The organism is Pseudomonas syringae (assembly GCF_021606685.1).
Lineage (GTDB): Bacteria > Pseudomonadota > Gammaproteobacteria > Pseudomonadales > Pseudomonadaceae > Aquipseudomonas > Aquipseudomonas syringae_R.
The window spans coordinates 1-11,281 of record NZ_WKCB01000122.1; the positions used below are offsets into that span (position 1 = coordinate 1).

Sequence of the window (11,281 nt, forward strand, 5' to 3'; positions counted from 1 at the left end):
CCATGCGCCCGCGCAATCGTGTGCGCAATACTCAACCCCAATCCATACCCCCCCGTCTCGGCATTACGTGAGCCTTCCACGCGGTAGAACGGCTCCATCACCTGCTCCAGCTGTTCCTGGGGAATCCCCGGGCCACGGTCGCTGATGACGATGTTCAAACTGTCCGCCTGGTCCTCGACCCGCACCACCACGTCACTGCCATAGCGCACCGCGTTTTCCAGCAGGTTCTGCACGCACCGCTTGAGGCTGCGCGCGTACCCCGGCAAGGGTTGCCTGGCGCGACCCTCGATCAGCACGTTTTCGCCCACGTCCTGCAGGTCCGCCTGCAAGCTTTGCAGCAGGGCGTTGATGTCGATGTTCTGGCGCGCCTCGTTGATCTCGCCGCTGCTGACAAAATCCAGGGTGCTGGACACCATGTGTTCCATTTCTTCCAGGTCGCTGCGAAAACGCTCCTTGGCAGGCGTGTCGTCGAGCATCTCCGTGCGCAGGCGCAGGCGTGTGATCGGTGAACGCAGGTCGTGGGAAATCGCCGCAAGAAAGCGCGTGCGCTCGGCAATATTGGCGATCAGCCGCTGCTGCATGGCATTGAAGGCCTGGGCCGCGCGGCGTACCTCAGTGGGGCCATCCACCGATAACGGCGGGCGCTGGATATCCCGCCCCAACGCTTCGGCCGCCTTGGCCAGGGCATTGAGCGGGCGGATGGCCAGGCGCACCGCCACCAGGGCGATCACCACCAGTACTGCTACGCGCAGCAGGTAGATGCGCATCACGTAGTCGAACAGCAAGTCCAGCGGCGAGGTGCTGGTCCAGCCCTGTTCTTCTCTGGCGTCCACCTGCAACCAGCGCCCGTCGGGCAAGCGCAGGTCGATCAGGAACTGGCCCACCACCGGCTTGGAACCGAGCAACGTCGAGAGCCCGGCGGTTTGCCCTGCGCCGTCTACCAGAGACAGGCGCAGCAGGATCAGGGTCTGGGCATAGCCGGTTTTTTCCGACAGCACCTTTTTGAGCAGGCGCTCGGTGGGCCGGTCGCTGTCGGTGAGCGTGCTGGGGGTACTGCTGGCCTGGTCGCTCAAGGTCAGGTGAAAGTGCGGCGTATCCAGCAGTTGAATCAACTGGTCGGCCTGCTGCGGGTCGCTGTGCACCAGGCGCACTACGTCCGCCAGCCGCGTGGCGATCAACCGCGCGGGAATTTCCAGCACCTGGCCATGGCGGCGGTCGTACCAGATGCTGCTGGTCAGGGCCTGGGCCGCGAGCATGCCGCTGACGAGGATCAGCACCAGCCGCCCGAACAGCGAGCGCGGCAGCAGCCTCACGTGTCCAGCACCACGTCATCGGCGGTGAGCATGTAACCCTCGTTGCGCACGGTTTTGATCAGCCCCGTCGGCAGTTGCGAGCGCAGGCGGCTGACGCACACGTCAATGGAGCGGTCGAACGGGGTGCTGTCCTTGTCGAACACGTGGTTAAGCAAAAAGTCGCGGCTCAAGGGCCGATTGGGGTGCTGCAACAGCAGGCGCAACACGCGGTAATCCGAATTGCCCAAGCTGACCACCACGCCTTCTGGCGACAGCAATTGCCGCGCCCGTGTATCGAGCTGCCAACCGGCAAAGCGAATGCTCGGCGCTTCATCCAGCCGCGCGCGATCGGGAAAACTCTGCACCCGGCGCAGCACCACCTTGATCCGCACCAGCAATTCACGGGGGTCGAAGGGTTTGGGCAGGTAGTCGTCGGCGCCGATTTCCAGGCCGACGATGCGGTCGATCAATGAGCCCTTGGCCGTCAACATCACCACCGGGATGTTGGAGCTGACCCGCAGCTCGCGGCACAGGCTCAGGCCGTCTTCGCCGGGCAGCATCAGGTCGAGCACGATCAGGTCGATCACATTCAGCGCCAGGCGGCGGCGCATTTCCTTGCCGTCGGCGGCAGTGGACACCTGGAAACCGGCATCACTCAGGTAGTCGCAGAGCAGCTGGCGGATTTGCGGGTCGTCATCGACGATCAACAAGTGGTCTTGCTTGGCCATGGGCAGTCAATCCGAAAACTCAAAACGCAGGAGATAGCCGAAAGTTCAGCCAGTGGTGTACGCAAATGTAATGGAATGTTGTGGGAAACCATAATCACGCATCAGCGATACAAAGCCCTGGAATGGCGGGCGGAATCGCTCATTAGACTACCGAACCTAAATGAGAGTAATTGTAATTTAGACTCGGAAGTAGCCCATGTCCTTGCCCACCCCCCAACGCCACACGCTGCACACGACCCTGGCGCCGATGTTCGGTTTTCTCGCTGCCGGCAGCGTGGCACCAACCGCCTGGGCCGATACTGCAGCCGTCACGCCCGACGATTCAGTGCTGAACCTGCCGCAGATCAAGGTCGACGGTGAAGCCACTTCCACCTTCAAGGTGGACCGCGTGACCTCGGCAAAAATCAGCCAGCCGCTGCTGGACGCACCGCAGAGCGTGACCATCGTGCCGCAGCAGGTGCTTAAAGAACAGAACGCGCAGACCTTGCAGGAAGTGCTGCGCAATGTGCCGGGCATCACGTTCATGTCCGGCGAGGGCAACCTGGGCTGGGGCGACCTGTTTTCGATTCGCGGCTTTTCTTCCGAGCAGAGCCTGACGGTCGACGGCGTGCGCGATGCCGGTATGTCGACGCGCACCGACACCTTCAACCTGCAACAGGCCGAAGTGTTCAAGGGCACCGGGTCCATCGAGTCCGGGGTATCCGCCGTGGGCGGCAGCGTCAACCTGGTCAGCAAGGAAGCGCACTTGGGCGATGCCAACAAGGTCTCGGCCGGCATCGGCACCCACAGCTACCGCCGCCTCACCGCCGACCTCAACAAGCAGCTCAACGACACCACTGCGGTGCGCATCAACCTGATGAAACATTACAACCAGGTGTCCGAGCGCGACGACGTGGACTACGACCGCTGGGGCATCGCCACCTCGTTCGGCTTCGGCCTGGGCACCGACACCCGCGTGTTCATCGACACCTTCTACCAAAAAGACACCAACACCCCGGATGGCGGCGTGCCGATCCAGCGCGGCACCCACGGCGATCGCATGCCCGGGGTGAAACGCTCGAACTGGTACGGCGACTCCAACCTCTACACCCAGGAAAACAAAACCACCTCGCTGACCGCACGCCTCGAACACGACTTCGACTGGAACGACGCCAACCTGCGTAACCAGACGCGCTGGGAACGCAGCGACAATTTCGCGGTGCTCTCGCCTGCGCGTTTTTTTGCCGCCGACGCCAGTGGCAACAAAACCTGCACCGGCAACCGCTGTGCGACGCTTGGCTACACCGGCGTAGGACCGATCAGCCAAGTGCCGGGCGGTACCGTCAATGCCTACACCGACTACGTGAATAACAGCAACACTGCCTACGGCATCCTGCGCGGCAGCGACTTTGGTTTGTCCAAGCGCTACACCATCCTGGACAACCAGACCGACTTTGCCTTCACGTTCAACACCGCCAGCCTGCAACACGCGGTGGTCTCGGGCCTGGAGTTCTACCACGAGACCTACGGCGGCCTGAAACGCAACGCCGAGGTGCCGGCCGGCAACCTGCTGTTCGACATGAACGACCCCAGCCATAGCTTCCCCAGCACCTACGTGACCAAGGGCGAAGGCGACCCGCGCTCGGTGATCGACAACGCCGGCCTCTACCTGGGCGACACCGTGACCCTCAATGAGCAATGGCAAGTGCTCGGTTCCCTGCGCTACGACAACTGGCGCGCACAAACCCGCCAGCGCGGCCAGGCCAGCATCAGCAGCACCGATGGCGCGGTCAGCGGTCGCGTCGGCGCGGTGTACAAGCCGCTGCCCAATGGCAGCATCTATGTGTCCTACAGCGAAGCGGCGCAACCGTCGGCGCTGGGCGCGTCCACCAACAACCAGATCTACGGCGCAGCCAGCACGCGCAATTACAGCCCTGCCAAATCGAAGACCTACGAGTTGGGCACCAAGTGGGACATCGCCCACGACCGGCTGAATGTCACGGCGGCGATCTTTCGCACCGAACTGGACAACGCCTGGGAGTACCAGGACGGCGAGTCCGCCCCGGTGCGCGCGCTGCCCGCCAAGCGCGTGGACGGCATAGAACTCGGCCTGCAAGGCAACATCACGCCACGCTGGACCGCCTACAGCGGCTTCTCGGCGCTCAAGAGCAGGCAGACCAAAGGCATCAATAAAGGCGCAGAAGCCAAGAACGTTCCGGACCTGACCGCCAACCTGTGGACCACCTACGCCGTCACCGACGCCCTGAGCCTCAGCTACGGCGAGCAATACGTCGGCCGACGTCGCTACACCGACAACAAATATGTCGGCGGCTTGAACAACAACAGCAGCTACGCCAACGGCCCGGCCGGCGTGTATGCGATCTACACCCGCGACCACGAAAAGGCCCCCGGTTACTGGCTGAGCAACGTGGCGGCGCAATACAAGGTGAACCAGGACACCACGGTCAACCTCAACCTCAACAACGTGTTCAACACCTTCTATTACAGCCAGGTCGGCGCCTCCCTCGACGGCTTCCAGCTGTATGGCATACCGGGCGCCGGGCGCACCCTCACCGCCAGTGTCGATTATGAATTCTAACTTTCCCGCATCAGGAGCTAGCGCCATGCTGAAACCCCGTAACGTGCTCAAACTCGGCGTGCTGTTCGCCGCGTTGGTCCTGGGCCACGTCGAAACCGCCGCCGCCCATGAAGTCACCGACGTGCTGGGGCGCAAGGTCGAAGTGAAAGACCACGTCAAGCGCGTGGTCCTGGGTGAAGGACGGCTGATTTCGGCATTTGCCTTGCTCGACAAAGACGCGCCGTTCGCGCGCATCGTCGGCTGGCAGAACGACTTGAGGTTGCTGGACCAGCACACCTACAACGCCTATGTGGCCAAATTCCCGACGGTCAAAGACATCCCGTTGATCGGGCAAGCGTCGGAGCAGAGTGTGAGTGCCGAGGAAATCCTCTCACTGAAACCCGACCTGGCGGTGTTCAGCATCTCAGGCCACGGCCCCACCGAACACAGCCCGGTGGCCGATGTACTGGCCAAGGCCGGCATCCCGGTGGTGTTTGTCGACTTTCGTATCAACCCGATCCAGGGCACCCACACCAGCCTGACTGCCCTCGGCCAGGCGCTGGGGCGTGAAGCCCAGGCCAAGGCGTTCCTGGCGTTCTACGACCAACACATCAAGCTCATCACCGATGCCGTCGCCACCCTGCCCGCCGAGCCGCGCCCGAGCGTGTTCCTGGAGTTGCTGGCCGGCGTCTGGCAGGCGCCGGGGCACACCACCGGCAAGAGCGGCATGGGTGAACTGATCGCCCTGGTGGGTGGGCGCAATATCGCCGCCGGCGTGGTGCCGGGCGCGTTGGGCGATATCAGCGTGGAATACGCGCTCAAGGCGGACCCGGATGTGTATGTCGCCACCGGCAACCGCAAACCCGGCCTGATCCTGGGCGCAGGCGTTGGCGACGACGAAGCCCACGAAGCCCTGGAGCGGGTCCTGGCGCGCCCCGAGTTCGCCAATCTGCGTGCGATCCGCGAAGGCAATGCCCACGGCCTGTGGCATGACTTCTACAACTCGCCGTACAACCTGCTGGCGATTGAAGCGCTGGCCAAGTGGGTGCACCCGGAGCTGTTCGCCAAGCTCGACCCGCAGGCGACCATGGCGCAGATCAACCAGCAGTTCCTGGGCCTGCCGTTGCAGGGTGCTTATTGGATAGATGCGAAATCCAAGTAGTCAATGAGCAAATGTGGGAGGGGGCTTGCCCCCGATGGCGGTGGTTCAGTCACACCTTTATTGGCTGACACACTGCCATCGGGGGCAAGCCCCCTCCCACACTTGGAACTTCATCTTGTTCAAGATTGTGGAGCCACATGACCACTCAAACCCTCGACCTCGCCAGCGCCACCCACGGCTACCGCCGCCTGCTGGCGCGGCGTGCCTGGCTGCTGGGCCTGCTCGGCACGGCGTTGGTCTGCGCCATCCTGGTGGACCTCGCCAGCGGCCCGTCGGGCATGGGCCTGCTGGCCTTGCTCGACGGCGTGCTGCACCCGTCCCACTTGAGCGCCACCGACCAGGTGATCATCTGGAATGTACGCCTGCCCTATGCCCTGATGGCGGTGCTGGTGGGCTGCGCGCTGTCGCTGGCGGGCGCCGAAATGCAGGCGATCCTGAATAACCCGCTGGCCAGCCCGTTTACCTTGGGCGTGTCATCGGCGGCGGCGCTGGGCGCGTCACTGGTCATCGTGTTTCCGGTGACCACGCTGTGGGTGTCGGCCAACACCGCGATTTCCATCTCGGCGTTCATCTTCGCCGCCGCCTCGGTGTTTTTGCTGCAAGCCATGTCACGCCTGCGCGGCGCCGGGGTGGAAAGCCTGGTGTTGTTCGGCATCGCACTGGTGTTCAGTTGCAACGCGGTGGTGGCCTTGCTGCAACTGGTGGCCACCGAGGACGTGCTGCAGCAACTGGTGTTCTGGACGTTGGGCAGTGTGACCCGCGCCAACTGGGACAAGCTCGGCATCCTGGCCCTGGTGGTCGCACTGGTGTTGCCGTTTTCCTTCGCCGCCGCCCCGCGCCTGACCTTGCTGCGCATGGGTGAAGACCGTGCGCAAAGCTTTGGCGTGGACGTGAAACGCTTGCGTTTTTTCTCGTTGCTGCGCATCAGCCTGTTGTCGGCCACCGCCGTGGCCTTCGTAGGCACGATCGGATTTATCGGCCTGGTGGGTCCGCATATCGCGCGGATTCTGGTGGGCGAAGACCAGCGCTTCCTGCTGCCGGCCAGCGCCTTGACCGGCGCGCTGCTGCTGGCGCTGTCGTCGATTGCCAGCAAGCTGATCATGCCCGGCGTGATCGTACCGGTGGGCATCGTCACCGCCCTGGTGGGGGTGCCGATTTTCGTGCTGTTGGTGTTCAAGCGTGGGAGGCAGTTATGAGTACGGGCTTGGCGGTATCCAACGCCAATGTGAGCTACGGGCGGCGGCAGATTGTGCACGACCTGAGCTTGCCGCCCCTGCCCCATGGCAGCCTGACGGCCTTGATCGGCCCCAACGGGGCGGGTAAATCCACCTTGCTGCGTGCCGTGGCCGGGCTGGAAAAGTTACAAGGCGTGGTGCGATTGGGCGACCTTGACCTGTCGGCCATGTCGGTTGCCGAGCGCGCGCGACGCGTGACCTACATGCCGCAAAACCTGCCGCCGGGCCTGAGCCTCAGCGTGATGGAAAGCGTGATCGCCGCACTGCGCGTGGCCAATGTGGACGGCATTCCCCTGTCCAGCGAAGCTTGCCTGCGCGAGGCCTTCGACGCGTTACAGCGCATCGGCATCGCGCATTTGGCCGACCAACTGCTCAGCACGCTGTCAGGCGGGCAACGCCAGTTGGTCAGCCTCGCCCAACTGATCGCGCGCCGCCCCCAGGTGATGCTGCTGGACGAACCCACCAGCGCCCTCGACCTCAATTACCAGCTCAAAGTCATGGACTGCGTACTTGGCCTGGTGCGCGAACACCACCTGATCGCCGTGGTGGTGCTGCACGACATCAACCTCGCCGCGCGGTTTGCCGACCATATCGCCGTGCTGCGCCAGGGCCGCCTGTATGCCAGCGGCGCGGCGGACGCAGTGCTGACCCCGGCGCTGTTTGCCGAGGTGTATGGCGTGCAGGTGCGTATCGAGCGGTGTTCGCAGCAGTCGTTGCAGGTGCTGGTGGACGGAGCGGTGTGAAAGGCTTCTAACCTTAGGCGTAAATATTTCATTGAATTTTCTTACGCCGAACATCACCTATACCTACAGGCACCCGCTCAAGCATCCCCCCTTTTGGAGAGCTTCATGATCGATCTGTATTACTGGACTACCCCCAACGGTCACAAAGTATCGCTGTTCCTGGAAGAAGCCGGCCTGCCCTACGAGGTGCACCCGATCAACATCGGCCAGGGCGAGCAGTTCAAACCGGACTTCCTCAAGATCGCGCCCAACAACCGCATCCCCGCCATCGTCGATCAGCAGCCGAGCGACGGCGGCGCACCGATTTCGCTGTTCGAATCCGGCGCGATCCTGCTGTATCTCGCAGAAAAGACCGGCCAGTTCCTTGCCAAAGACCTGCGCGGTCGCCAGGAAGCGTTGCAATGGTTGTTCTGGCAAATGGGCGGCTTGGGGCCGATGGCGGGGCAGAATCATCACTTCAGCCAGTTCGCGCCGGAGAAGATCCCCTACGCGATCAAGCGCTACGTGGATGAAACCGCGCGTCTCTACGGCGTGCTCGACCGTCGCCTGGCGGACCGCGCGTTTGTGGCGGGTGAGGACTACAGCATCGCCGATATGGCGATCTACCCGTGGATCGTTTCCCACAAGTGGCAGAGCCAACGGCTGGAGGACTTCCCGCATCTGCACCGCTGGTTCAACAGCATCAAGGAGCGCCCGGCGACGGTTCGGGCGTATGAATTGGTGCAGAAAGTGAATCCGCTTAAGGCCTGACCTGAAGGCTTGCACGGTCAAAATGTGGGAGGGGGCTTGCTGCCGATTGCAGTGTGTCAGTCAGCTTATTTGTAGCTGATACACCGCTATCGGGGGCAAGCCCCCTCCCACATTTGATTTGAGCCAGACTCAAGATCTAACGCTTAACCCAAACTCCCGCTTGCGTCGTTTCGCCGCGCTCACTAACGTAGCGCCTTTACTGACGCTACCCCCCGCAGGAGCTTTGCCATGGCCTCGCCAGCCCTCTCACATTTTCTTCCCCGGTTCGGCGTTGCCGCGGCAGTGGCCAGTGCATTAAGCCTGGCCGGTTGCCAGCTCCAGAGCACCCAGGACACCCTGCCGCCGGTTGCCGGCGTGCAGCCGATCAAAGGCCTGGCACAGAACGTGTCGGTGCGCCGCAATGCCCAGGGCATGCCGCTGATCGAAAGCAACACCTTCCATGACGCGCTGTTCAGCCTCGGTTATGTACACGCCAGCGATCGCATTACCCAGATGGTCACCTTGCGCCTGTTGGCCCAAGGCCGTCTGGCAGAAATGTCGGGGCCCGAGGTGCTGGATGTCGACCGTTTCATGCGTGCGGTCAACCTGAAAAAAAGCGCCGGCGAGCTGTATGGCGCCGCGTCGCCGCGCCTCAAGCGCTTCTTTGAAGTGTATGCCCGTGGCGTCAACGCCTACCTGTTCCGCTACCGCGACAAGCTGCCGCCGGACCTGGCCCAGACCGGCTACAAGCCCGAATACTGGAAGCCGGAAGATTCGGCGCTGTTGTTCTGCCTGCTGAATTTCAGCGAGTCAGCCAACCTGCAGGAAGAGATTTCATCGCTGGTGCTGGCGCAAAAGGTTGGTGTCGACAAACTCGCCTGGCTCACGCCGAGCGCGCCGGACGAACCGATCCCGCTGGCCGAAGCCGAAAAACTCAAAGGCCTGAACCTGGGCCAGATCACCGGCCTGGCCGGGCTGGACGCGGTGGGCCAGCAATTGAGCCGCCTGAATTCGCTGGCCGTGACCACGTCGAGCAACTGGGCCATCGGCCCGCAGCGCAGCCGCAGCGGTAAAAGCCTGCTGGCCGGCGACCTCGCCGCCCAGCCGCAAGCGCCGTCGCCGTGGAGCTACGTGCAGATCCGCGCGCCCAAATACCAGGCGGCCGGTGCCTCGATCGCCGGCTTGCCGACCCTGTTGTCCGGCTTCAACGGCAAGGTCGCGTGGAGCATGAGCACGGTCAAGGGCGACACCCAGGACCTGTTCCTGGAGAAGGTCAAACGCCAGGGCAATGCGCTGTACTACGAGAACAACGGCAAATGGCTGCCGGCAGGGGTGCGCAACGAAACCTTCTTCGTCAAAGGCCAACGCTCGATCCGCGAAGTGGTGTACGAAACCCGCCACGGCGCACTGCTCAACAGCAGCCAGGCACTCACCAGCGGCTTGGGCCTGGCCCTGCAAAGTGCCGACTTCAAGGATGACAAGAGCCTGGACGCGTTCTTCGACCTGTCCCGCGCGCAAAACGCCGGCAAGGCCTCGGACGCGACCCGCACCATCCGCGCAATTGCTTTGAACATGGTGTTTGCCGACGCCAGCAGCATCGGCTGGCAGGTCACCGGCCGCTTCCCCAACCGCCGCGAGGGCGAAGGCCTGCTGCCCTCGCCGGGCTGGGACACGCGCTTTGACTGGGACGGTTACGCCGACGCGATGCTGCACCCCTACGACCAAGACCCGGCCCAGGGCTGGATCGGCACCGCCAACCAGCGCACCGCGCCGCGTGGCTACGGCATGCAGCTCTCCAACTCGTGGGATGCGCCGGAGCGCAGCGAGCGCCTGGCGCAACTGGCCAATGCCGGCAAGCATGACAGCCGCAGCGTGATCGCCATGCAGTACGACCAGACCACTACGTTCGCCGCCAAACTCAAGACCATGTTCCAGGCGCCGGGCATGGCCCAGCCGCTGAAACAGGCGATTGACGCACTGCCGGCGTCCGAACAGGCCAAGGCCCGCGAAGCGCTGAGTCGCCTGATGGCCTTCGATGGTCGCCTGGCGGCCACGTCCGCCGACGCGGCGATCTACGAGCTGTTCCTGCAGGAAAGCACCAAACAGATCTTCCTCGACGAACTGGGCCCGGAAACCAGCGCCAGCTGGAAAGCCTTTGTCAGCAACGCCAGCTTGTCCTACGCCGCCCAGGCCGACCACCTGCTGGGCCGCGAAGACAGCCCATTCTGGGACGACGCACGCACCGCGCAGAAAGAAGACAAACCGGCGATCCTCGCCCGCAGCCTGGCGGCCGCGATCAGCACCGGCGACAGCCTGCTCGGTGCCGATCACAAGGCCTGGCAGTGGGGCAAACTGCACACCACCACCTGGAAAAACACCAACGGCCAAGTGATTCGCGGCCCGCTGGCGTCCGGCGGTGACCACAACACCCTGAACCCTGCGCCCTACAACTGGGGCCAGGACTTCGGCACTACCCAGGTGCCGGCGCTGCGCATGATCGTCGACTTCGGCCAAGTGGAACCGATGATGGGCCAGGGCGGCACCGGCCAGTCCGGCAACCCGGCCAGCCCGAACTATGCCAATGGCATCGACCCGTCGCTGAAGGCGCAATACCTGAGCTTCCCGATGCAGCCGCAGAACTTCGAGAAGGTGTATGGGAAGGCTCGGCTGACCCTGACGCCGGGTAAATAATCTGGTTCTACCTGAAGGAACCGGGTCAAACATGTGGGAGGGGGCTTGCTCCCGATGGCAATGTGTCAGTCAACAAATCAGTGACAGATACACCGCCATCGGGAGCAAGCCCCCTCCCACATTTGATCGCATGCAATCAGATAG

General features: G+C 63.3%; 8 protein-coding genes. 6 read left to right on the forward strand and 2 right to left on the reverse strand.

What is annotated here, in order from left to right; all coding sequences use genetic code 11:
• Together GIW02_RS26190 and GIW02_RS26195 are read right to left on the reverse strand one after the other, a co-directional pair.
• Positions 1 to 1,313 (reverse strand): ATP-binding protein (locus GIW02_RS26190; RefSeq protein WP_236422185.1); only part of this gene is annotated, 1,313 nt, incomplete at its 3' end.
• A complete protein-coding gene (locus GIW02_RS26195) occupies positions 1,310 to 2,020 on the reverse strand; it encodes a response regulator (RefSeq protein ID WP_236419935.1) in 711 nt (236 codons plus the stop codon). The genes GIW02_RS26190 and GIW02_RS26195, both read right to left, overlap by 4 nt.
• 196 nt (positions 2,021 to 2,216) lie before the next feature.
• Here GIW02_RS26195 and GIW02_RS26200 point away from each other — a divergent pair, with 196 nt between their 5' ends.
• The 6 genes from GIW02_RS26200 to GIW02_RS26225 all read left to right on the forward strand — a co-directional run bounded on the left by GIW02_RS26200 (position 2,217) and on the right by GIW02_RS26225 (position 11,137).
• Positions 2,217 to 4,598: a TonB-dependent siderophore receptor gene (locus GIW02_RS26200; protein WP_236422187.1), complete on the forward strand. Its 2,382-nt coding sequence runs from the start codon at positions 2,217 to 2,219 to the stop codon at positions 4,596 to 4,598.
• A gap of 25 nt (positions 4,599 to 4,623) precedes the next feature.
• Positions 4,624 to 5,739: an ABC transporter substrate-binding protein gene (locus GIW02_RS26205; RefSeq protein ID WP_236418869.1), complete on the forward strand. Its 1,116-nt coding sequence runs from the start codon at positions 4,624 to 4,626 to the stop codon at positions 5,737 to 5,739.
• A 137-nt stretch (positions 5,740 to 5,876) separates the two neighbouring features.
• Entirely contained in the window at positions 5,877 to 6,935 is a 1,059-nt protein-coding gene (locus GIW02_RS26210) for a FecCD family ABC transporter permease (protein WP_236418867.1), read from the forward strand.
• Positions 6,932 to 7,717, forward strand: coding sequence for an ABC transporter ATP-binding protein (locus GIW02_RS26215; protein WP_236418866.1), 786 nt, complete (start codon positions 6,932 to 6,934; stop codon positions 7,715 to 7,717). Before GIW02_RS26210 ends, GIW02_RS26215 begins: the two co-directional genes overlap by 4 nt.
• Positions 7,718 to 7,822: 105 nt before the next feature.
• Positions 7,823 to 8,467 carry a glutathione S-transferase N-terminal domain-containing protein gene (locus GIW02_RS26220; RefSeq protein WP_236418864.1) on the forward strand — a complete coding sequence of 215 codons (645 nt, stop codon included), beginning with the start codon at positions 7,823 to 7,825 and terminating at the stop codon, positions 8,465 to 8,467.
• Positions 8,468 to 8,695: 228 nt separating this feature from the next.
• A complete protein-coding gene (locus GIW02_RS26225) occupies positions 8,696 to 11,137 on the forward strand; it encodes a penicillin acylase family protein (protein WP_236418863.1) in 2,442 nt (813 codons plus the stop codon).
• Positions 11,138 to 11,281: the final 144 nt, after the last annotated feature.

Bases quoted from the DNA above. Each gene is read 5' to 3' on its own strand.
- GIW02_RS26195 (WP_236419935.1), bottom strand. From the start codon at position 2,020: ATGGCCAAGCAAGACCACTTGTTGATCGTCGATGACGACCCGCAAATC.
- GIW02_RS26200 (WP_236422187.1), top strand. From the start codon at position 2,217: ATGTCCTTGCCCACCCCCCAACGCCACACGCTGCACACGACCCTGGCG.
- GIW02_RS26205 (WP_236418869.1), top strand. From the start codon at position 4,624: ATGCTGAAACCCCGTAACGTGCTCAAACTCGGCGTGCTGTTCGCCGCG.
- GIW02_RS26210 (WP_236418867.1), top strand. From the start codon at position 5,877: ATGACCACTCAAACCCTCGACCTCGCCAGCGCCACCCACGGCTACCGC.
- GIW02_RS26215 (WP_236418866.1), top strand. From the start codon at position 6,932: ATGAGTACGGGCTTGGCGGTATCCAACGCCAATGTGAGCTACGGGCGG.
- GIW02_RS26220 (WP_236418864.1), top strand. From the start codon at position 7,823: ATGATCGATCTGTATTACTGGACTACCCCCAACGGTCACAAAGTATCG.
- GIW02_RS26225 (WP_236418863.1), top strand. From the start codon at position 8,696: ATGGCCTCGCCAGCCCTCTCACATTTTCTTCCCCGGTTCGGCGTTGCC.